Annotated in this window: 20 protein-coding genes; 5 read left to right on the forward strand and 15 right to left on the reverse strand. The window is 61.9% G+C overall.

Annotation, left to right across the window (positions count from 1 at the left end; translation table 11 throughout):
- Positions 1-346 precede the first annotated feature (346 nt).
- On the forward strand, positions 347-1636 hold the full coding sequence (gltA, locus tag ACK59H_RS07160) for a citrate synthase (RefSeq protein WP_060478585.1): 1290 nt from the start codon (positions 347-349) through the stop codon (positions 1634-1636).
- 171 nt (positions 1637-1807) lie between these two features.
- Here gltA and ACK59H_RS07165 read toward each other — a convergent pair whose 3' ends face one another.
- The 9 genes from ACK59H_RS07165 to ACK59H_RS07205 all read right to left on the reverse strand — a co-directional run bounded on the left by ACK59H_RS07165 (position 1808) and on the right by ACK59H_RS07205 (position 8730).
- Complete coding sequence (locus ACK59H_RS07165; protein ID WP_060478586.1) at positions 1808-2413, reverse strand: START domain-containing protein; 606 nt, start codon at positions 2411-2413, stop codon at positions 1808-1810.
- Positions 2414-2446: 33 nt separating this feature from the next.
- Complete coding sequence (locus ACK59H_RS07170; protein ID WP_060478587.1) at positions 2447-2701, reverse strand: YkgJ family cysteine cluster protein; 255 nt, start codon at positions 2699-2701, stop codon at positions 2447-2449.
- 124 nt (positions 2702-2825) lie between these two features.
- Positions 2826-3275, reverse strand: coding sequence for a hypothetical protein (locus ACK59H_RS07175; protein WP_060478588.1), 450 nt, complete (start codon positions 3273-3275; stop codon positions 2826-2828).
- A gap of 67 nt (positions 3276-3342) precedes the next feature.
- Positions 3343-4785, reverse strand: coding sequence for a PLP-dependent aminotransferase family protein (locus ACK59H_RS07180; protein WP_060478589.1), 1443 nt, complete (start codon positions 4783-4785; stop codon positions 3343-3345).
- A 192-nt stretch (positions 4786-4977) separates the two neighbouring features.
- Positions 4978-5790, reverse strand: coding sequence for an OmpA family protein (locus tag ACK59H_RS07185; protein WP_060478590.1), 813 nt, complete (start codon positions 5788-5790; stop codon positions 4978-4980).
- Positions 5787-6140: a DUF4398 domain-containing protein gene (locus tag ACK59H_RS07190; protein WP_060478591.1), complete on the reverse strand. Its 354-nt coding sequence runs from the start codon at positions 6138-6140 to the stop codon at positions 5787-5789. Before ACK59H_RS07190 ends, ACK59H_RS07185 begins: the two co-directional genes overlap by 4 nt.
- Positions 6141-6149: 9 nt before the next feature.
- Positions 6150-6971, reverse strand: coding sequence for an ABC transporter substrate-binding protein (locus tag ACK59H_RS07195; protein WP_060478592.1), 822 nt, complete (start codon positions 6969-6971; stop codon positions 6150-6152).
- A 79-nt stretch (positions 6972-7050) separates the two neighbouring features.
- Entirely contained in the window at positions 7051-7980 is a 930-nt protein-coding gene (locus ACK59H_RS07200; protein ID WP_060478593.1) for an electron transfer flavoprotein subunit alpha/FixB family protein, read from the reverse strand.
- Positions 7981-8730 (reverse strand): electron transfer flavoprotein subunit beta/FixA family protein, encoded by a 750-nt coding sequence (locus tag ACK59H_RS07205; protein WP_409264341.1) that lies wholly within the window; start codon positions 8728-8730, stop codon positions 7981-7983.
- A gap of 527 nt (positions 8731-9257) precedes the next feature.
- Here ACK59H_RS07205 and ACK59H_RS07210 point away from each other — a divergent pair.
- Positions 9258-10940 carry an electron transfer flavoprotein-ubiquinone oxidoreductase gene (locus ACK59H_RS07210; RefSeq protein WP_081016653.1) on the forward strand — a complete coding sequence of 561 codons (1683 nt, stop codon included), beginning with the start codon at positions 9258-9260 and terminating at the stop codon, positions 10938-10940.
- Positions 10941-11012: 72 nt separating this feature from the next.
- Here the strand turns inward: ACK59H_RS07210 and ACK59H_RS07215 are convergent, their stop codons facing one another.
- From ACK59H_RS07215 to ACK59H_RS07225, 3 genes are all read right to left on the reverse strand, one after another.
- Positions 11013-12338, reverse strand: coding sequence for an MFS transporter (locus ACK59H_RS07215; protein ID WP_409264342.1), 1326 nt, complete (start codon positions 12336-12338; stop codon positions 11013-11015).
- A 69-nt stretch (positions 12339-12407) separates the two neighbouring features.
- Positions 12408-12887, reverse strand: coding sequence for a response regulator (locus tag ACK59H_RS07220; RefSeq protein WP_060478596.1), 480 nt, complete (start codon positions 12885-12887; stop codon positions 12408-12410).
- Between the two features lie 170 nt (positions 12888-13057).
- A complete protein-coding gene (locus tag ACK59H_RS07225; RefSeq protein ID WP_060478597.1) occupies positions 13058-13534 on the reverse strand; it encodes a sigma-70 family RNA polymerase sigma factor in 477 nt (158 codons plus the stop codon).
- Between the two features lie 204 nt (positions 13535-13738).
- On the opposite strand from ACK59H_RS07225, the gene ACK59H_RS07230 reads away from it, so the two are divergent.
- From ACK59H_RS07230 to ACK59H_RS07240, 3 genes are read left to right on the forward strand one after another with little or no spacing between them, the layout of a single operon-like run.
- Complete coding sequence (locus ACK59H_RS07230) at positions 13739-14896, forward strand: efflux RND transporter periplasmic adaptor subunit (protein ID WP_060478598.1); 1158 nt, start codon at positions 13739-13741, stop codon at positions 14894-14896.
- Entirely contained in the window at positions 14897-16861 is a 1965-nt protein-coding gene (locus ACK59H_RS07235; protein WP_060478599.1) for a MacB family efflux pump subunit, read from the forward strand.
- 3 nt (positions 16862-16864) lie between these two features.
- Entirely contained in the window at positions 16865-18280 is a 1416-nt protein-coding gene (locus ACK59H_RS07240; RefSeq protein ID WP_060478600.1) for an efflux transporter outer membrane subunit, read from the forward strand.
- Positions 18281-18327: 47 nt separating this feature from the next.
- Here the strand turns inward: ACK59H_RS07240 and ACK59H_RS07245 are convergent, their stop codons facing one another.
- The 3 genes from ACK59H_RS07245 to ACK59H_RS07255 form a co-directional block, all read right to left on the reverse strand.
- Complete coding sequence (locus tag ACK59H_RS07245; RefSeq protein WP_060478601.1) at positions 18328-19719, reverse strand: aspartate aminotransferase family protein; 1392 nt, start codon at positions 19717-19719, stop codon at positions 18328-18330.
- 192 nt (positions 19720-19911) lie between these two features.
- Positions 19912-21234, reverse strand: coding sequence for an ATP-binding protein (locus tag ACK59H_RS07250; RefSeq protein WP_060478602.1), 1323 nt, complete (start codon positions 21232-21234; stop codon positions 19912-19914).
- Positions 21231-21914: a response regulator transcription factor gene (locus tag ACK59H_RS07255; protein WP_060478603.1), complete on the reverse strand. Its 684-nt coding sequence runs from the start codon at positions 21912-21914 to the stop codon at positions 21231-21233. The genes ACK59H_RS07250 and ACK59H_RS07255 overlap by 4 nt, the downstream gene beginning before the upstream one ends.
- Positions 21915-22304: the final 390 nt, after the last annotated feature.

Below are 22304 nucleotides of genomic sequence, written 5' to 3' on the forward strand. Positions count from 1 at the left end.
AAGAGCCCCTAGCGAATCAGGGCAAAGTTGTTGGTAAGTGTACTGGTCAGGTACCCACCACCCAGGGAACGGCGACCCCCCTTGGTTCAGGCTTGCAAGCCCAGGGAGTCGGGTGCCGAGTATAGACAGTTAGGCTGCTTATGACAACGTGACGGGGTAGCCCAAATAGCGGATTGCCTTTAGCGAGCAAAAGGCGTAAATGGGCGAGAAATTCTTGAAAAATCAGGCGTTGAGGGCCGTTTCAACCAGCCTTTAGGCAAATTGACATTCGAATTTACTTCTCTATAGTGGTGCGGGCCCTGCGTGGGGGGCTGTCTGATGATTTCAAGCATTAATAGGAGGCCACATGGCTGACAAAAAAGCGCAGTTGGTCATCGAGGGCGCTGCCCCCGTCGAGCTGCCCATTTTAACCGGCACCGTTGGTCCTGATGTAATCGACGTCCGCGGGTTGGGGGCCACTGGTCACTTCACCTTCGACCCAGGTTTCATGGCGACCGCCTCGTGCGAGTCGAAGATCACCTACATCGACGGCGACAAAGGCGTGCTGCTGCACCGCGGCTACCCGATCGAACAGCTCGCCGAGAAATCCGACTACCTGGAAACCTGCTACCTGCTGCTCAATGGCGAACTGCCAAATGCCGAGCAGAAGGCCCAGTTCGTCAGCACCGTGAAAAACCACACCATGGTTCACGAGCAGCTGAAATCGTTCTTCAACGGTTTCCGCCGCGATGCTCACCCGATGGCGGTAATGTGCGGCGTGGTCGGCGCCCTGTCGGCGTTCTATCACGACTCCCTGGACATCAATAACCCGCAACACCGCGAAATTTCTGCGGTGCGCCTGGTCGCCAAGATGCCGACCCTGGCTGCGATGGTTTACAAGTACTCCATGGGCCAGCCGATGATGTATCCGCGCAACGACCTGTCGTACGCGGAAAACTTCCTGCACATGATGTTCAACACCCCGTGCGAGATCAAACCGATCAGCCCAGTGTTGGCCAAGGCCATGGACCGCATCTTCATCCTCCATGCCGACCACGAGCAGAACGCCTCCACCTCCACCGTACGCCTGGCTGGCTCCTCGGGTGCCAACCCGTTCGCCTGTATCGCCGCTGGCATCGCCGCTCTGTGGGGCCCGGCCCACGGTGGTGCGAACGAAGCGGTACTGACCATGCTCGATGAAATTGGTGATGTCTCGAACATCGACACCTACATCGCCAAGGCCAAGGACAAGAACGACCCGTTCAAGCTCATGGGCTTCGGTCACCGCGTGTACAAAAACCGCGACCCACGCGCCACCGTGATGAAGCAGACCTGCGACGAAGTGCTGGGCGAGCTGGGCATCAAGAACGATCCGCAGCTTGAGCTGGCCATGCGCCTGGAAGAGATCGCCCTGACCGATCCTTACTTCATCGAGCGCTCGCTGTACCCGAACGTCGACTTCTATTCGGGCATCATCCTCAAAGCGATCGGCATTCCAACCAGCATGTTCACCGTGATCTTCGCCCTGGCACGCACCGTCGGCTGGATCTCGCACTGGAAAGAAATGCTCTCCAGCCCGTACAAGATCGGCCGCCCTCGCCAGCTGTACACCGGCGAACTGCAACGCGACATCGTCGAGCTGCAAGACCGCAAGTAAGCCTGCTGGCCGAACGCAAAAAGGCTGCCACTGTTGGCAGCCTTTTTTATTGTCTTTTTGCTGCGCCCGGCCATCGCGAGTGGGCCGCCCCACCACAGACCTCGGCATTCGCATCGATCCGTGCGGGAGCGGGCTCACCCGCGAAGCGGCTCAGACAGGCTGCACAAAACCTCAGTTCTTCTCAGCCCGCTCACGCAGCCCTTTCAGCGTATTGAACGGCGCATCGACAACAAACTTGTTGGCTACCATCGCAGGCACGCTGCCGCCTGGCTCGGTATGCACCTGATAGATTACCTCGGTGCTGTCACCCTTGGGCACCAACTTCCAGAAACCCTCGACTTTCGCAACCCGCACAAAACCTTTTTCTTCCGGGATGTAAGTTGGCTCTTCGACCAACTCGCGGGTGATGCTGCCGTCAGCCCCTTTTTTGGTGGTCACTCGCAGTACCGAATCCCGCGGCGTCACAGGCCATGGCGTATTGAATTGGGTGTAGGTCCAAACCTCGCCGCCCTCCTGTTTCAGGAGCTTTTGCAACTTGCACTCGTGAATCCACTTGCAGGCACCGACCACATCCTCCTGCAACGCCTGGACCTTGGCCAGTGGCGCCTTGATCAGCGTCACCCCTTGATAAGCCTTGTACTTGGAGCCCGGCACCTCACTGAGTGAAACCTTGATGCCCTCCTCGTTCTTGGCCACCTGCCAGTTTTCAGCCCAGGCCGCCGGAGCCAGCAAGACACTCATGCCACACAGCAGTGCAATACGCTTGAACGATCTCATCATGTTTATCCTTGTTGTCGAAGACCCAGCCTCTCACGTCGCCGTTATCTGTTCCCACCAGCCAAGAATCCTGATCGCCTCATCGCGATCGTTGCCACACACCTCGATATCGGCCTTGAACCCTCCACACACCGCCGGCCGCTCGGGCTTGCCGAACAGGTCGCAGAGATTTTCCAAGGTCAGGTGCAGGCAGCGCTCACCGGCAGGCTTGCCATGGGGCATGCGCGGCATCGCTGAAGAAATGGATGGAGCGATGCAGCAGGCACCGCAGCCCTCGCGACAATTCATGGCTAAATCAGGACTCCCTGGAACAGAACGGGACGAACGCCCCTGGATAGTAACGGCTCAAACATGCGTTTGAAATTGCCAGGCCGATGAAATCTGCAGTGACTCGGCAGTCAGTTGCGGCCGCTCAATTACGAAACTCGAAATCCAGTGCCGCCCCTTCGACATCGCGGCGGCTTTCGTTACGCAACTGCAACTGCATTTCGTTGCTGATCAGCCGACCGTTGAGCTGGAACGGGCTATCGTCTTCGGGCTTGTCCGCGAACATGGCCGGCAGCAGAGGTTTACGGCGCGTCGTGGAAACACCCACTTGCGGCTCGAGTTTGTCGACCATCTCGGCTGGTAGGCTCAGGTCCAACTTGGGCTTTGGTAGAGGCTGAGCTACCGCCTTATTAACCGGCTTGGCCCGGGCTTTGGCCTTACGAGGCGCTGACTTGGCTTTGGCCACTGGCTTGGCTGGCGTCTTGGCTTGCGCGCTTTGTGCCTGGACGGCAGGCTGCGCCGCGTGAGCTGCGGAGCCTGGCAGCCAGAACGGAACAAGACAGATGACCAGCACAGCACTTGGCAACAAATTCATGGACTTCGGCAGGCAGGCGAGAATGGAAAGTGTCTATGCTCTCCGTTCCGCCCTTCGCTGGCAAGCCTTACAAAAGTAAGGCCTGTGATTCTCTGCACAATTGCTGGGCCAACAAACCGAGCGTCATAACCGCCCTCTCGGCTTCCTTGTTCCAGGGAATGCCGCAGTTGAGCCGTATGCAGTGGTTGAATTGCTCGGTGTTACTGAAGATCAGACCGGGCGCGATACTGATACCCTGCTCCAGCGCACGCACATGCAATTCTTGCGTATTCACTCGCCCTGGCAGGCTGACCCAGAGGATGAAGCCCCCAGTGGGCCTGGTCATCTGCGTACCCTCGGGAAAATGCTGCTGGACCGCCAACTGGTACGCACTGAGGTTCTTGCGATACTCCTGACGGATGTAGCGCAAGTGCCGGTCATAACCCCCATTCTCCAAGTACGCCGCCACCCCCATCTGCGTCACGCTACACGCTGAGTGAGTGGTGAATGTCTGAAGGCGCTGAATTTCATCCTGATAACGCCCCGCCACCATCCAGCCGACCCGCACACCTGGCGAAAGGGTCTTGGAAAAGCTCGAGCAATAAATGACTCGATCCAGCCGGTCGAAGGCCTTGAGCGCCTTGGTCTTGCCCTGCTCGAACATCAATTCGCCGTAGATATCGTCCTCGACGATCTGGATATCGAAGTCCGATGCCAGGCGCAGCAGCTGTTTCTGGCGCTCCTCCGGCACGGTGCCGCCGAGCGGGTTGCTCAGGCGCGCCGTCAGTACCAGCGCCTTGATGGACCACTGATTGGCAGCCAACTGCAGGGCTTCGAGACTGATGCCGGTAGAGGGGTCGCTGGGAATTTCGATAACCTTCAACCCCAGCAGGTCAGCCAACTGCAACAGCCCATAGTAGGTGGGCGACTCAGCGGCGATCAGATCACCAGGGCGGGTCAGCACGCGCAACGACATCTGCAAGGCATCGACACAACCGTGGGTGACGATGACCTCCCGCGGGTCGACCAGTACACCTGCATCGCGCATGCGGATCGCAATCTGCCGGCGCAGGGGTTCGAAGCCTGGGCTGAACATGTAGCTGAAGGCTCGCGGACTGTGGAAGCGGGTGACCTTGGCGATCTGCTGGTGCAGAGCGCGCACCGGCAGATAGTCGACATGAGGTACTGCAGCGCCGAACGGAAACACCCCGTCGCGGCGCGCTTCTGTCAGAACCTGTTGAATAATGCTGGCGCGGGTGACCAGCCCGGGGCGTTCGACGCGGGCTATATCGGGTGTCTGTGCGGTCAGCGCAGGCGTTTGGTGCACGTAATAGCCCGACTGTGGCCGGGCGCGAATCAGCCCCTGATCCTCGAGATTGGCGTAAGCCTGCAACACCGTGGCATGGCTGACGTTGAGCTGGGCACTCATCTTGCGCACGGACGGGACACGCTCGCCTGGCTGGTAGACACCGCGACGGATGTCATCGGCCAGTTGCTGGGCGATACGCTGGTACAACAGCAGGTTGGTCATGGGGTTGTCTCGGCTCGCAGACGGGCTCGTTGTTCTTGTACGACAAACTGACGGTAAAGCATACCGTAACAGTTGCAAAGTGTACTGGGACAGATGGCTGGTTCGTCAACGCTACAGTTGTGTGACAGCCATCATCCGAACTGCCCAGTCAGGACCTTGACCAGGAGGCCCCAAGCCACCTGGTCAGCCCACTCAGCGCGCGGGCGCCAGGCGGCCCTTGTCGTCAGAGAAAACGATTTCGACCCGGCGATTCTGCGCCCTGCCCCGCTCCGAGGCGTTGGCTTCGATCGGGTATTGGTCGCCGTAACCTTCGACCTGCAGGCGCCTCTCATCGATGCCCAGATCCACCAGCATGTCGGCCACTGACTGCGCACGATCACGTGACAATTTAAGGTTGTCTTCAGGGGTGCCTGTGCTGTCGGTGTAACCTTCGATCCGCACCACGCGGCGCGGATTGAGTTGAAGGAACTGGACCAGCTTGAGCACGGTGCGGCTGGCCGAATTCCTGAGGTCCGCGCTACCGGTGTCGAACAGCACGTCGCTCAGCGTCATCACCAGGCCACGATCTGCCTGTTCTGATGCCAGCGCGGCAATCTGGCTCTCAACCCACTTGCCCTGCTGCTGAACACTGGCGAGTTTCGCTTCACGCAGCGCAAGCTGCAGACGCTGGCGTTCCAGGTCGAGCTTGGCACGGCGCTCCTGGTTCAGTGCCAGCTTAGCGTGCTCGGTGGCGATCTCGCTGTAGCGCTGGCTCAGGTAGGCGTAATGGCGCACGTCACTGCCCGTGCCGATGTAACTGGACAGGCGCTCGGCACGCGACAGCGACTCACCGGCTCGGATCACGTCACGCGGCGCACTGCGCAACACGTCAGCATCGTCCTTGACCTTCTGGAAAGCCGCAGTGGCTTCATCCAGCGCTGCCGAGCTGCGCTGGCTGGCACAGCCTTGCAAGCCGGCCGCCAGTACCAGGAGTACCAGGGTGGCCTTCTTATGCACAGACATCATGGCTGCACCTCCAGCTGCTTGTGCAGGCGTTTGACCCGCGACTGCAGCAGCTGCAGCTGCTCTTCACTCTTCTGGTTCAGCACCTGCGCCTCGGCCAATCGCGCATCCAACTCAGCCTGTTCGGCACGCATGCGCGCGTCGCGAAAGTCCTGGGTGAGCATATTGGTCTTGGCCCGGGCGAATTTGTCTTCGGCCAGCTTCATCGCTTCCACCTGATCAGTGGCACCGACCGCTTTGGCCTGCTCCAGCGCCTGCTCGGAAATACGCATCTGTTCGTTGGGCGCCGGATCATTGGCGCAGCCAGCCAGGCCGAGCATGGCCACGGCTAGGATCAAGGATTGGGTTCTCACGCACTCTTCCTAATGTTTAGGGGCATCCGCCTGCACTTGCATCTGTGCCTTCCAGCGCTCGACATTACGTTGCAGCACGGCTTCGGACGCACCGGAGATCGGCAATTCTGTCAGCTTTTTTGCCAATTGCCCACGCAACCACGAGTCGTTGCAGGCCGAGTTGTGCGACACAGCCAGATATAAACCCGGGCGGTCCACTGGCAAACCGCGGGCGATCAGGTTGTTGCTCATGCCCAAACTCTGGGTCATGGCCATGCCCGAGTAACGCCCGGCCAAGACATAATCGACCTGGCCCAGTACCAGTTTCTGGAAGGCCTGAGTGAGGTTCTGCGCCGGCACCAGCTTGAGCTGGGCCTTGGCGAAGGCGGTGAAGGCTGGGGTCAGTCGTGCACGCTCCGACAGGCTCCCCTGATAGCTGGCAAGGTCAGCCGGGCCCTCGAACGCCAGCGTCGCGTCGTGGCGGGTCCAGACCAGGTATTCGTTTTGCTGCAGCGGCGGGTGGATATAGTCCAACGCGGTCAGCTGCTCCACTTGCATGGGTGTATCGAGCAGCAGGTCCATGCGCCCACTGCGCACTTCTTCCAGCGCCTGATCGCGCCGCCCTGCATTGAGCACTTCGACCTTGACTCCCAACTCCCCTAAAACCTGACGCAGCAGGTCGACATTGGCCCCCACCAGGTGCTTGGGATCGTCAGGGTCCTGCCAGGAATAGGGTGGCGCATCTGGGCTGCCGGTCGCCACGAGGCGCTCGCACTTGCCCGCCGCCATCACCACTGGCGACAACAGCGCCGCCATGCATGCCAGCACTTTGCTCGCGTTGCGCAACACCATCCCTCACTCCTTGTCCAGCAACAAAAAAAACCCGGCCCTCTGTCGAGGGCCGGGCTTCTTTATAAGTGAAGCAGGCGGATCAGACCAGCTTTTCCAGCTCCGGAACCGCTTCGAACAGGTCGGCGACCAGCCCGTAGTCCGCTACTTGGAAGATCGGCGCCTCTTCATCCTTGTTGATCGCAACGATCACTTTGGAATCTTTCATACCAGCCAGATGCTGGATCGCACCAGAGATACCAACGGCAATGTACAGCTGCGGTGCAACGATCTTGCCGGTCTGGCCGACCTGCATGTCGTTTGGCACGAAGCCTGCGTCGACTGCAGCGCGCGATGCCCCCACAGCAGCGCCGAGCTTGTCGGCCAGGCTGTACAGGTGCTTGAAGTTGTCGCCGTTGCCCATGCCACGGCCGCCGGAAACGACGATCTTGGCAGCGGTCAGCTCTGGGCGGTCGGACTTGGCCAGCTCTTCGCCAACGAAGGCCGAGATACCGGCGTTGTGCGCAGCAGCCACCGCTTCGACGGCAGCTGAGCCACCTTCGGCGGCCACGGCGTCGAAGCCGGTGGTACGCACGGTGATGACCTTGATGGCCGCGCTCGATTGCACGGTGGCAATGGCGTTACCGGCGTAGATCGGGCGCTTGAAGGTGTCGGCGGACTCGACCGAGATGATCTCGGAGATCTGGTCCACGTCCAGCAGCGCGGCAACGCGCGGCAGGATGTTCTTGCCATTGGTGGTGGCCGGAGCCAGCACGTGGCTGTAGCCGCTTGCCAGCTCGACGATCAGCGGCGCAACGTTCTCTGGCAGTACGTGGGCGTAGGCAGCGTTGTCGGCAACCAGCACCTTGGCGACACCAGCGATCTTGGCAGCAGACTCGGCAACGCCGCCGACGTTCTGGCCAGCGACCAGCACGTGCACATCGCCACCGATTTTGGCGGCAGCGGCGACAGTGTTCAGGGTGGCCGGGGCTACGGCACCATTTTCGTATTCAGCGACAACCAGGATAGTCATTTAGATTACCTTCGCTTCGTTCTTCAGCTTCTCGACCAGTTCGGCCACCGATTTGACCTTGATGCCAGCGCTGCGAGCAGCCGGGGCTTCAACTTTCAGGGTCTTGGTGGTGGAGGCCAGGGAAACGCCCAGCGCGTCTGGCGTGACGGTTTCCAGCGGCTTCTTCTTGGCCTTCATGATGTTGGGCAGCGACGCGTAGCGTGGCTCGTTCAGGCGCAGGTCAGTGGTGACGATGGCAGGCAGGTTCAGCGCAACGGTCTGCAAGCCGCCGTCGATTTCACGGGTGACGTTCAACTTGTCGCCAGCCGCTTCAACCTTGGAGGCGAATGTGCCCTGGGCGAAACCAGTGAGCGCGGCGAGCATCTGGCCGGTCTGGTTGTTGTCGCTGTCGATGGCCTGTTTGCCGAGGATGACCAGCTGTGGCTGCTCTTTGTCGACAACGGCTTTGAGCGCCTTGGCCACGGCCAGAGAGTTAAGTTCCTCAGCGGCTTCGACCAAAATGGCACGATCGGCACCCAGGGCCAGGGCGGTACGCAGTTGCTCCTGCGCGGTAGCCGGGCCGACGGAGACGACAACGATTTCGGTCGCCACGCCCTTTTCCTTCAGGCGTACGGCTTCTTCCACGGCGATTTCGCAGAAGGGGTTCATGGACATCTTGACGTTAGCAAGGTCGACGCCGGAGTTGTCCGCTTTGACGCGAACCTTGACGTTGTAGTCGACCACTCGTTTGACAGCTACAAGAACCTTCATGGATTCCTCGTTACTCTCCGGTGAATAGATAGTCGCCTGGGGCAGAGCCCGGCGATGCGCGTGGGTACAAGGGCACCTCTAAAAACGTACCGGGGCAAAGCTCATGGTGACCGAGCAGTCTTGTCGCGACCGTTGCGGCAAATACCCACGGGTCATTTCGTGTCGTGGCGTGTAGACTTCACTACAAGTTGCTTTGCGACCCGAAAACCCTGCTCCACACCTGGTCTTTAGAGGTGTACCTGCGCCCGGCTGCAAGCCTACGGCGAACGTAAAACCGCTCGTATCTTGACCGTAACACCCAATCCGGTCAATACGGCAAATCGGTCACCTTCCAGCCGCGTTCCTGTGATTTTACTGGGCTGCGGCAAATTCAAACAAACGTTTGTATTGGACCCACCAAGTGGTGTAGATATAATGCGCGCCAAGACAAAACGGTGTAGTCCGTCCAATGCGTAGCTACAGTTTCGCGCCCTTGAAGCGCCGCGGCACGCAAGCACCCATAAGACAAAGCAACAGCACGAGCCTTGATGAGTAGGAGAGAACCTGTGGAACGCGAATACATGGAATTCGACGTGGTCATCGTCGGGGCAGGCCCCGCGGGCCTGTCAGCCGCCTGCCGCCTGAAGCAGAAGGCCGCCGAAGCCGGTAGCGAGATCAGCGTCTGCGTGGTGGAAAAAGGCTCCGAAGTCGGTGCTCACATCCTCTCCGGGGCGGTCTTCGAGCCGCGCGCCCTGAACGAGCTATTCCCTGACTGGAAAGCGCTCGGTGCGCCGCTCAATACCGAGGTCAAGCGCGATGACATCTACGTGCTCAAGGATGGCGACAGCGCAACCAAAGTGCCAGATCTGTTCGTGCCAAAGACCATGCACAACCAGGGCAACTACATCATCTCTCTGGGCAATCTGTGCCGCTGGCTGGCCCAGCAGGCCGAAAACCTGGGCGTGGAAGTCTACCCAGGCTTCGCCGCACAGGAAGCCCTGTTCGATGAAAACGGCGTGGTGCGCGGCATCGTCACCGGTGACATGGGCGTGGACCGTGAGGGCAACCCAAAGGACGGCATGTACACCCCCGGCATGGAGCTGCGTGGCAAGTACACCCTGTTCGCCGAAGGCTGCCGTGGCCACATCGGCAAGCAACTGATCAAGCGTTTCAATCTCGATAGCGAGTCCGATGTGCAGCACTATGGCATTGGTCTGAAGGAAATCTGGGAGATCGACCCGGCCAAGCACGAGCAGGGCCTGGTGGTGCACACCGCCGGCTGGCCGCTGGACGTGGTGAGCGCCGACAACACAGGCGGCTCGTTCCTCTACCACCTGGAAAACAACCAGGTGGTTGTCGGCCTGATCGTCGACCTGTCCTACGCCAATCCTTACCTGTCGCCGTTCGACGAATTCCAGCGCCTTAAGCACCACCCGGTAATCAAGCAGTATCTCGAAGGCGGCAAGCGCATCAGCTATGGCGCCCGCGCCATCTGCAAGGGAGGCCTGAACTCGCTGCCGAAAATGGTATTCGAAGGTGGCGCACTGATTGGATGCGACCTGGGCACCCTGAACTTCTCCAAAATCAAGGGCAGCCACACCGCAATGAAATCCGGCATGCTCGCCGCCGACGCCGTGGCCGACGCACTGATCGCGGGCAGCGAGGGTGGCGACATCCTGAACACATACGTCGAGGCGTTCAAGGCCAGCTGGCTGCACGAAGAACTGTTCGCCAGCCGCAATTTTGGCCCGGCCCTGCACAAGTTCGGCCCATTGCTCGGTGGTGCATTCAACTATGTCGACCAGAACTGGTTTGGCGGCAAGCTGCCCTTCACCCTGCACGACACCAAGCCCGACTATGCCTGCCTCAAGCTCGCCGCCGAGTCGAAGAAGATCGACTACCCAAAACCGGACGGCAAGCTCAGCTTCGACAAGCTCAGCTCGGTATTCCTCTCCAGCACCAACCATGAAGAGGAACAACCCTGCCACCTCAAGCTGACTGACCCGAACGTGCCGATCGCCAGCAACCTGCCGCTGTACGACGAGCCGGCTCAGCGTTACTGCCCAGCGGGTGTGTACGAAGTAGTCACCCAGGAAGATGGCAGCAAGCGCTTCCAGATCAACGCGCAGAACTGCGTACATTGCAAAACCTGCGACATCAAGGACCCTGCCCAGAACATCACCTGGGTTACCCCTGAAGGCGCTGGCGGGCCGAACTACCCCAACATGTAAGGCTGCCGCCCTCGCGTAACGAAAAGCCCCCGGGTCATCAGAGCCGGGGGCTTTTTTTGCATCAGATGGCTGCTATTTATCAGCGCATGCAACCGGTGCAGCCTCCACAGCGAATGCCAGAGGCTCACGACGCCCGAAATACAGGGCCGTCAGCAGCCCCACCGTGCCCATGATCAAACAAAAGCCTACACACACCCAAGGGCTCCAGGGCATTAGCGCAATCAACGCCAGTGGCGTGGTACTGGCCCACAGTGCATAAGCCACGTTGTATGTGAACGAAATTCCCGAAACCCGGATCTGCGCCGGGAACAGCCCGACCATCACCGAGGGCACCACCCCCACTACGCCACATGCCAGCCCAGCCAAGGCATAGGCCAGCCACGTCACGCCCCACTGCCCTACCAGGCTTGCGTACAACGCACCGATACCCAGCGGCAGCAGCAGGCTGTAGATCATCAGGGCGCGCCAGGCACCGAGTCGGTCGACCAGCAACCCGGCCAGCACGCAGCCAATGTTGAGGAAGACGATGCCCACGCTGCTCAGGGCGAAGGTATGCCCTGCCGTCATGCCAAAACGCTGTTGCATCACTGTCGGCGTGATCACCACCAGCACCACCACGGCAGAGGTCAAAACACAGGTGAGCAGCGCTGCCGGAATCAACGCCGAGCGATGCTCGCTCAACACCTGCCTCAAGGGGAACTGCACCGGCTGCTCCTGACGCTCGCGCAATGCCAGAAATACCGGCGTTTCGCTAAGCCAGCGGCGCAGCCACACGCCGATCACACCGAATACCCCACCCAGCAGGAACGGGTAGCGCCAGGCGTAGTCGAGAATTTCCTGTGGGCTGAACACCTGTGCGAGCAATGTCGCGGTCAATGCTCCCAACAAGTAGCCGAAGGTCAGCCCCGCTTGTAGAAAACCAAGCGCATAACCACGACGCCCGTCGGGCGCATGTTCGGCGACGAAGGTCCAGGCGCTGGGCACTTCACCGCCCACCGCCGCGCCTTGCAGAATGCGCAGCGCCAACAGAATCAGGGGGGCCGCATAGCCGATGTCGGCATAGGTCGGCATCACCCCGATCAGCAGGCACGGCAAGGCCATCATGAGGATGCTCAGGCTGAACACCCGCTTGCGCCCCAGGTGGTCGGCAAAATGGGCCATCAGGATGCCGCCCAAAGGGCGTGCCAGGTAACCGGTCACAAAAATGCCGAAGCTTTGCAGAAGGCGCAGCCACTCCGGCATTTGCGGCGGGAAAAATAGCTGGCTGAGGGTCAGGGCGAAAAACACGAAGATGATGAAATCGTAGATTTCCAAGGCACCGCCCAGTGCCGCCAGGCCCAAGGTCCGGTGATCGCCGCGGCTGAACCGGGGCGGGCGAGCGGTATCGATGGCAGTCATGGCAGGTGTCCGCAGATCGGCAAAAGGCTGGAGGATAGCAAATCGCTCGCTACGGCCCCAGCGACTTGGCTAACGGCTGAAAACGGTGTGGCCGAAATTTCTAGGCCTGCGCTCAGGGACAGCGCCGGGGGCAAGGCTCGATGGCAGGGCGATCTTGCCCACCAGTACGGGGCTGTCGATGATCGCCATGAAAGACTGCAACGCTTCATTATCCGGCACTTGAGGCAGGCTGACGCTGACGGCCTGGCGCTCGGTCTGTGGCACGACGGGTACTTTCAAGTGGTGCGAGTGGTACAGCAAGGCATGCTGGATCTGCGCACTGACGCGGCAGAAGCGTGCCAGATCGACGCCCGCATGGCTGGCCAGCTCGATGTTGCCCAGCAACAGATTGAACGGTAGCAAGGCGCACTGCACCAAGCGCTGCAACTCCTCGAACGATTCAACCGGGGCGATACGGTAATAACCCAGGCCATTGAGCAGCTTCTCCAGCTGCAAGCGCTGCTGGGGATGCTCGTCGGCAATCAGAATGCGCAGGGTCTTGTTCGTCATTGTCGGACCTGGGCCGTCAGGTGATTATGGGACAGCTCCCTGACCAAACTGCGCCAAAAACAGGCAACCACCAGGCCAGCGCCCAGTGGGGTCAAACTAGATAGTTGTCGGGAAACCGGGGGAAATCAAGTGGCCATCACACAGAATTTTCACTTTCCAGCACACCGCGCTCAGGACTCCCACTGGCGCATACGTACCCGGCAGTGTCTCATGGCGTTGACGATGTGCTTTTCCACCAGGCTGCGGGAAATACCCAGATGCTCTGCAATTTGTTGATGCGACAGGCCATCGAGCTTGCGCAATAAAAAGCAATCCCGGCACACCTTGTTCAATTCATCCAGGGCCTTCTTCATCAGGGTCAGGCGCTGATCGAGCTGCATATCCTGCGGCGGCTCTGCGGCAAACAAATGCCCGTCGGCCTCGAGGGCGTCCAGGGACTCGGCCTGGCGTACCTGATGGCGCCTGTGTCGGTCGATCACCAGGTTGAGGGCGGTGCGATATAGAAACGCCCGCGGGTGGGTGATGTGCCCGCCCCCGCTGCGCTCCAGTACACGCAAATAGGCATCGTGGGCAACGTCCTCCGCAGCCTGTCGGTTGCCAAGGCGCGCGCTAAGAAAGCTCACCAGTTCGCGATAATAATGTTCCACAACAGCACCTGAAATCGTCCTTGCAACCCACGAGCGGGACTGAGTGATACTGGAGCGTGATAGTACAAATTATAACTATTCTCAGCAACACGCCTTCCCCTGCCGTGATCAACCTAAATATGCAGCGCCAACCTTCGTTTATCTGAAACTTCGGTGCGCACCGCAATTGGCTACGCGCGACCTCTCCCCTGGCTGGAAGCCCGCATGAGCCGCTCAACCTCCCCCCGTCGCCAGTTCACATTCGCAGCCATGGGCCTGCTTGGCCTGGGCTGCCTGCTCGCCTGGCAGGCGCTGCCAAGCGGCGCGCAGCGCCAGGGCACCGTACCGGTCACACGGGCCGATATCGAAAGCAGCGTCACCGCCCTGGGCACCTTGCAGCCGCGCCGCTACGTGGATGTCGGTGCCCAGGCCTCGGGGCAGATCCGCACCTTGCACGTGGAGGCAGGAGACTCGGTACGCAAGGGGCAGCTGCTGGTCGAAATCGACCCCTCCACCCAGCAGGCGCGGCTGGATGCAGGGCGCTTTTCGATCGACAACCTCAAGGCCCAGCTCGCCGAACAGCGCGCACAGTTCGAGCTGGCCAACCAGCAACTCAAGCGCCAGCGCGATCTGGCCGCCGCCGGCGCGACCCGTGATGAGGACGTGCAGGCCGCAGCAGCCCAGCTCAAGGTCACCCAGGCGCGCATCGACATGTTCCTGGCGCAGATCCGCCAAGCCCAGGCGAGCCTGCGCAGCGACGAGGCAGAATTGGGCTATACCCGCATCTACGCGCCAATGGACGGCACGGTTGTGGCCGTCGACGCCCGCGAAGGCCAGACCCTCAATGCGCAACAACAGACCCCACTGATCCTGCGCATCGCCAAATTGTCACCGATGACCGTATGGGCTCAAGTTTCCGAAGCCGATATCGGCAAGGTCAAACCGGGCATGACTGCCTACTTCACCACACTGTCCGGTGGCAAACGCCGCTGGAACAGCACGGTTCGACAAATCCTGCCGGTGCCGCCAAAACCCCTGGAGCAGAACCGCCAGGGCAGTGGCAGCCCGGTCAATGCCGCCAGCCAGGTGGTGCAATACACCGTACTGCTGGATGTCGACAACCCCGACGGCGCGCTGATGGCCGACATGACTACGCAAGTATTTTTCGTCTCCGGTCACGCCAGCCAGGTGTTGACCGTACCCCTGGCGGCACTGCACGGCGATGGCGAGCGTTACCTGGCTCAGGTCGTCGACCCCCACGGCAACGTGGTGCAGCGTCAGGTACGCACTGGCCTGAGCGACCGCCTGCGCATTGAGGTGCTAGAGGGGCTGAATGAGGGTGAACAGCTACTGATGGGCGCCACCGGCGCCAGCGGAGGCTGAATGAGCTCCCCTCTGATAGAGCTGGTCGATATCCGTAAATCCTACGGTGGCAAGGACTCGCCTAGCGTCGATGTTCTACGGGGCATCAGCCTGAGTATTCACCCTGGGGAGTTCGTTGCCATCGTGGGCGCATCCGGCTCGGGCAAATCGACCTTGATGAACATTCTCGGCTGCCTGGACCGACCGACATCGGGTCATTATCGCTTCGCCGGCAAGGACGTGGCCGAACTGAGCAACGACGAACTGGCTTGGCTGCGCCGGGAGGCGTTCGGCTTCGTGTTCCAAGGCTATCACCTGATTGCGTCTGGTTCGGCCCAGGAAAACGTCGAAATGCCGGCCATTTACGCGGGTACGCCCGCCCCTGAGCGCCATGCTCGCGCCAGAGCCCTGCTCGCTCGCCTAGGCCTGGCCAACCGCAGCGGCAACCGCCCGCATCAGCTTTCGGGCGGGCAGCAACAACGGGTATCGATTGCCCGAGCCTTGATGAACGGCGGCCACATCATCCTTGCCGACGAACCCACCGGTGCCCTTGACAGCCATAGCGGCGCCGAGGTCATGGCGCTGCTCGACGAACTGGCCAGCCAAGGCCACGTGATCATCCTGATCACCCACGATCACAAAGTCGCAGCGCGGGCTCAACGAGTGATCGAGATACGCGACGGCCAGATGATCAGCGATAGCGCAGCCAGGCAGCCAGCCATCGCTACCCCACAAGTGCTGCAGGCCGATGACCTGCGCCAGCGCCTGGCCCGAGGAGCCACTTTGCCCGGAGCCTGGAAGGGCGAGTTGCTCGAAGCTCTGCAGGCGGCCTGGCGGGTGATGTGGGTCAACCGCTTTCGCACCGCTCTGACCTTGCTCGGCATCATCATTGGAGTCGCTTCGGTGGTGGTCATGCTGGCCGTCGGTGAAGGCAGCAAACGTCAGGTCATGGCGCAGATGGCCGCTTTCGGCTCGAACATCCTTTACCTCAACGGCAAGCCCGCCGCACTGGGCGAGCCTGCCGGGGCCATTACCCTGGATGACGTTGCAGCCATCGGCCAACTGCCGCAAGTCAGGCAGATCATGCCAGTGTTAGGCGAGAAGGTGATGGTGCGCCACGGCAACCGCAGCCAGCGTTTCTACGTGGGAGGCAACAACAACCAATTCCCGCTGATCTTCAACTGGCCGGCCGTCGAGGGGGCGTTTTTCACCGAGGCTGATGAAGCCAGTGGAGCGGCAGTGGCGGTAATCGGCCAAAAGGTCCGGGACAAGATGCTCGACCCCGACCGGGACCCGCTCGGTCAATACATCCTGATCGGCAATGTACCCTTCCAGGTCATCGGTGTTCTGGCCGGCAAAGGCGCAAGCTCCGGGGACCAAGACGCCGACGGTCGGATCGTGGTGCCCTACGCGGCAGCGGCTATCCGCTTGTTTGGCCAGCGCGACCCCGATTACATCACCGTCGCCGCCACCGATGCCGCCCGGGTGGATGAAACCGAAGCAGCGGTCGACCGCCTGCTGCGCCAGCGACATCAGGGCCGCCACGACTTCGAACTGACCAACTCGGCGGCACTGATCCAGGCCCAGGCGCGCACCCAGAACAGCCTGGCGCTGATGCTCGGGGCCATTGCCGCCATCTCACTGCTGGTCGGCGGCATAGGTGTGATGAACATCATGCTCATGACCGTGCGCGAGCGCACCCGGGAAATCGGCATCCGGATGGCAACCGGTGCACGGCAGTACGACATCCTGCGCCAGTTCCTCAGCGAGGCGGTGATGCTGTCGATGGTCGGCGGCGTGGCCGGCATTGGCCTGGCGCTGCTGATTGGCGGCGCATTGATGCTGGGCAAGGTTGCCGTAGCCTTCACCCTGCCAGCCATGTTCGGTGCATTTTCCTGTGCCGTGCTCACCGGCATCCTGTTCGGCTTCATGCCGGCACGCAACGCCGCCCGACTCGACCCGGTCAAAGCCCTCACCAGCGAATAAACCATGACCCTGCCAAGCCGCATCAGCCTACTGTCCCTGTGCCTGGGCCTCGCCGCCTGTAGCCTGCCGCCCGCACCCTCCAGCGGCATCGTTGCGCCCGCTGCCTGGCAAGGCCCCAATGCTCGGGCCTCTGCACCTCTGCCCAGCGCCCAATGGTGGCACGCATTCGACAGCGCCGAGCTCAATCGCCTGGTCGAGCGCGCGCGCAACAACGCCCACGACCTTGCAGCCGCTACCGCACGCGTGCGCCAGGCCCAGGCACGGGCAATGATCGCCGGTGCACCGCTACTGCCGCAGCTGCAGCTGGAATTGGACGCCAGCCGTCAGCGCCTGCTGCACGGCGAGGGCTATGACCAGCTCGATGTCAGCCGCTACCAGCCCACCAGCACAGCATTCGACATGCAGTTGGTCGCCAGTTACGAGCTCGATTTCTGGGGTGGGCTGCGCGCTGCCCGCCAAAGCGCGCTGTACAGCCTCGATGCCAGCCGCTTCGATCGCCAGACGGTGGAGTTGACCTTGATCAGCAGTGTCGCCAGCACCTACCTGCAGGGCCTGGCCTTGCAGGAACAACTGCGCATTGCCCGCCTCAACCTGGAAAATGCCCGTGATGTGCTGGGCTTGGTACAGACACGCCAGGGTGCCGGCGCCGCGACGCGCATGGAGCTTGCCCAGCAGCGCAGCCTGGTGGCTGCCCAGGCGCGGCAAGTGCCCAAGCTCGAGCAGCAGTGGCAGGACAACCGCGTGACCCTCGCCACGCTACTGGGCGAACCGGTGCAGGCCCTGCCCACTACCAGCCAAGCGCTTGGCGCGGTGAACTGGCCGCAGCTCGGTAGCGGCGTCCCCAGTTCACTGCTCACCCGCCGGCCAGACATTGCGGCCGCCGAAGCGCGCCTGGCCGCTGCCAACGCCAACGTGCAGGTCGCCAGGGCTGCCTTGCTGCCCAAAGTGACCTTGGGCGCCAACCTGGGAACCGGCGCGCGTACCCTCGCCGATGTTTTCGGCAGTTCCTACTACACCCTGACCTCCGGCCTGGTGGCGCCCATTTTCAACAATGGCCGACTACGGGCGGCACGGCAGTTGGCCGAAGCCGAACAGGACGAGCTGCTGGCAAACTACCGAAGCAGCATCCTGGCGGGTTTCGCCGATGTCGAGAAAGCCTTGAATGCTATTGAGGGAATAGAGCGCCAGCGCCACTGGCAGGATCAGGAGCTGGAGCAGGCGCGTCTGGCCTTTGAGCTGGCGCAACGGCGCTACGCGGCGGGTGCCGAAACCCTGCTGAGCGTACTCGATACACAGCGCGCGCTTTACCTGGCTCAAGACCAGCAGGCAACCTTGCGCCTGGCTCGGCTGCAAGGCAGCGTGGCGTTGTACAAGGCGTTGGGTGGCGGATGGCAGCTGGAGGCCGGGGGTAAGGGTTGACACGGCAAGGCTAGGTAAAAGCAAGGGCCGAAGCGGCCCTTGTTGGGTCACACGGCCGCGGCCAGGGCCTGGGCAAAGCGCTGCACCACCTCGTCCACCTGCTGAGCGCTGATGATCAGCGGTGGCAAAAAGCGCACAACGGCGCCATGTCGCCCGCCCAATTCGAGGATCAAGCCACGCTTGAGGCATTCTCGCTGAAGCTTGGGCGCCAACAGCCGATTGGCAGGCCGATGGCCCTGGGCATCAGGCTGACCCAACGGCTCGACCAGCTCTACACCCACCATCAAGCCTCGGCCGCGAACATCGCCTAGCTGTGGGTAGCGGCTTTGCAGGCCCTGCAACTGTTCACGCAAGCGCTGGCCCATGGCTTGGGCATGTTCGGCCAGGCGATGCTCGACCAGGTAATCGATCACTGCAGAACCCGCGGCCATGGCCATCTGGTTGCCGCGGAAAGTGCCGGCGTGGGCACCCGGCTTCCAGGTGTCAAGCCAGTCACGGTACACCACCACTGCCAGCGGCAGGCTGCCACCAATGGCCTTGGACAGGGTGACCACATCCGGCACGATGCCGGCGTGCTCGAAAGCGAACATCCGCCCAGTCCGGGCAAAACCGCTTTGGATCTCGTCGACGATCAGCGCCACGCCCGCCTGCTCAGTGATACGTCGCACGCCTTGGAGCCACTCGATATCGGCAGGGATCACTCCGCCCTCCCCCTGCACCACTTCGAGAATGACCGCGGCCGGTAGCGGCACGCCGCTTTCCGGGTCCGACAGCAGGTTTTCCAAGTAATGCAGGTTAGCTTTGACCCCGGCTTCACCCCCCAGCCCAAAGGGGCAGCGGAAATCGTAGGGGTATGGCATGAACTGCACGCCATTGCCCAGCAGCGCGCCTAGCGGTTGCTTGGGGCCGTGGCTGCCCATCAGGCTGAGTGCGCCTTGACTCATGCCGTGGTAAGCGCCCTGGAACGCCAGCACGGTGCTGCGCCCGGTGGCACTGCGCACCAGTTTCAGTGCCGCTTCCACCGCGTCGGTGCCGGTCGGCCCGCAGAACTGCACCTTGGCCTCGCGGCGCAAGGCCTCAGGCAGTATGCCGAAAAGGTCCTGAACGAAGCGGTCCTTGACCGGCGTGGTCAGGTCCAGGGTGTGCAATGGCAACTCGTCTGCCAGCACTCGCTGAATCGCTTCGACCACTACTGGATGGTTGTGGCCTAGGGCCAAGGTGCCAGCCCCCGCCAGGCAATCGATGAATTGACGGCCTTCAACGTCCTCGACGTAAATGCCGCGCGCGCGCTTGAGCGCCAGCGGGATGCGCCGTGGATAACTACGGGCATTGGACTCCTGCTGCTGCTGGCGTTGCAGCAGCGGCGAGTCGCTGAATTCATACAGAGGGTTAGGTGCGCCTGCCGGCAGGACCTGGGCAAGGCTGGTAGCGGTGGACATGGGTGAATCCTCGCAAGCAAGCGAAAGGGCAGTTATCGCTAGAAAAACGCTTGAGTGCGGGGAGGATTTAGCGGTTGTTGCGGGATTTTCGCAGGGTCGAACCGGCGCTTTGCCAGCGAACCGGCTTGCAATCGGGAGCGTCGCTCGCCGCACAAGCCGGTTTGCCAACAACCGGGGCGATAATGGGTGGGTTCAACCCGCTGTCCGCGCCGGCACCTGCAGCAGAACCCGCAGCCCATCGCCACGGCTATCGAACTTCAGGTCCCCGGCGCAGCGCTGCACGATCGCCTGGACAATCGCCAGCCCCAGGCCACAACCGCCACTCTGGCCGTTTCGCCAGAAACGCTCGGTAAGATGTGCAAGGTCGGCGTCGGCAATCCCAGGGCCGTGGTCACGCACCATGAACCCCACCTGCCCGTCGGCCATCTGCACTTCCAGCTCCACCTCGGTTTCGCCACCGTGGCGCAACGCGTTGTCCAGCAAGTTGCGCAGGGCTGCAACGGCCAGCGGCGCGGGCATTCCCAGGTAGATCCGCGTGGCCTCTTCCGGTAGGCGTAGAGCGATCCGCCGGTTGTCGCCACCGCCGGCATCCTGCATGGCCTGGCGGGCGACCTGTTCGGCGCTGCACAGCACGCCATCTTCGAACGACAAGCTGCCCTCCACCCGTGCCAGCATCAAGAGCTGCTCCAGGGTGCGGTGCATGCGGTCAGCGCCCTGTTCGGCGTGCTCCAAAGCCTGCTCGCGCACCGCACCATCGGTCATCCGTGCCACTTGCAGGTGGGTCTTGATCGCTGTCAGTGGGCTGCGCAGCTCGTGTGCAGCATCGTCGGTCAGGCGGCGTTCCCGTTCGATGGTCTGGGCAATACGCAGGAACAGCTGGTTCTGGGTCTCGAGCAAGGGTTGCAACTCGCTGGGCAAACCGCCCACCTGCAGCGGCTCGACACTGTCGGCGCGCCGACGGCGCAGGGCATCGCGCATGCGATTGAGCGGCTCCAGGCCTTTGCCCAGGCCAATCCACAGCAGCCCGAGGCTACCGAGCAAGGCCATCAGTACTGGCGCGGAGGCCGCCAACAGAATCGACTGGTTGAGCGCTTCGCGCTCCATGTGTCGGTCTGCGGTGGTAATGCGTACGTCACCATGGTTGTAGGTGAAGGTACGCCAGGAAGCGCCGTCGATGGTCTGATCGCGAAAACCGCTGTGCTGGTCGTCCATGGCGCCGTCATGCTTGTGGTTGCTGGCGAGGATTTCACCGCGCAACGAACTGACTTGGCAGGCCATGCCGTCGGGTACGCTCAACTGGTCGGCGGAAAAGTGTGCATCTTCACCCTTGCCGGCCAGCGGTTGCGGTAACTGCTCGATCAGCCCGGCGACCATGCGCGCCGAGGCCACCAGGCGCTGGTCGAGGGAGAACATCATCTGCTGACGCAGGTCACGCAGCATCCAGGCGGCCGCCAGCGCCCAAATGATGATGAAGGCGCTACCGAGGATCAGGCTCAGGCGTACCCGCAGGCTCATGACGCCGCCTCGTGTGGTGCCTGCGCCGGCCCCAGGCGATAGCCCAGCCCGCGTACGGTTTCGACGATACGGTTGCCGAGCTTGCGCCGCAGGTGGTGGATGTGCACGTTCAGCGCGTTGCTCTCGACCTCGTCGCTGAAGCCGTACACGCAGTCCTTGAGCTGTTCGCTGGACAGCACCCTGCCGGGATTTTGCAGCAGGGCCTGCAGCAGCGCCTGCTCGCGCCGGGACAGGTCCACCGGCTGCCCGGCCAGGGTCGCTTCGCAGCTGCTGGGGTCGTAACGCAACGGGCCATGCTCGATCACATTGACCGCCCGCCCCGCCACCCGGCGCAACAGGGTATGCAGGCGTGCAGCCAGCTCACGCAGGTCGAAGGGCTTGAGCAGGTAGTCGTCGGCACCGGCCTGCAGGCCATCGACCCGGTCGGTGACCGCATCTCGGGCGGTAAGCACCAGCACGGGCAGGTCTACACCTTGCTGGCGCAGGCGGCGAAGCAATTTGAGGCCATCCTCGTCCGGCAGGCCGAGGTCGAGGATCATCACATCGAACTGCGCCGCCTGCAGCAAAGCCCGAGCGCTGGCGGCATTGGCCACGCGATCGACGGTCAGGCCCTGGGCAGTGAGGCCGGCGCAAATGCCGCTGGCGATCAGGTCGTCGTCCTCACAGAGCAGTACGTGCATGGTGGAGCTCCCGCAGTGGTGTGGCTGGCATTGCACTATGGAGGGATTAAGTGGGGATTATGGACGTTTTTGTGTTCGCCGAAAGCCTTGCAGCGCCTGTGAGATCGAGCGCCGCCCGCGCGGCGCATCGCGAGCTGCGCTCGCTCCTACGTTCGTTTCGGGCCAGTTGATCCTGTGGGATTTGCGCGCGGACGCTTTGGGGCCTGACGCGATATTGCGTTGCACCAACCAGGCGGTCGCGCGCGCCTGCCACAGGCGTTACTGGCCCGAAACAAACGTAGGAGCGAGCGCAGCTCGCGATGCGCCGCGCGGGCGGCGCTCGATCTCACAGGCGCCCAATCCCTACAGCCGTACCCTTCGCAGCACCACCCCAATCCCTAAAAACCCCGC

Origin of the sequence: Pseudomonas sp. KCJK9000, from assembly GCF_046230725.1 — a bacterium.
Classification (GTDB): Bacteria; Pseudomonadota; Gammaproteobacteria; order Pseudomonadales; family Pseudomonadaceae; genus Aquipseudomonas; species Aquipseudomonas promysalinigenes.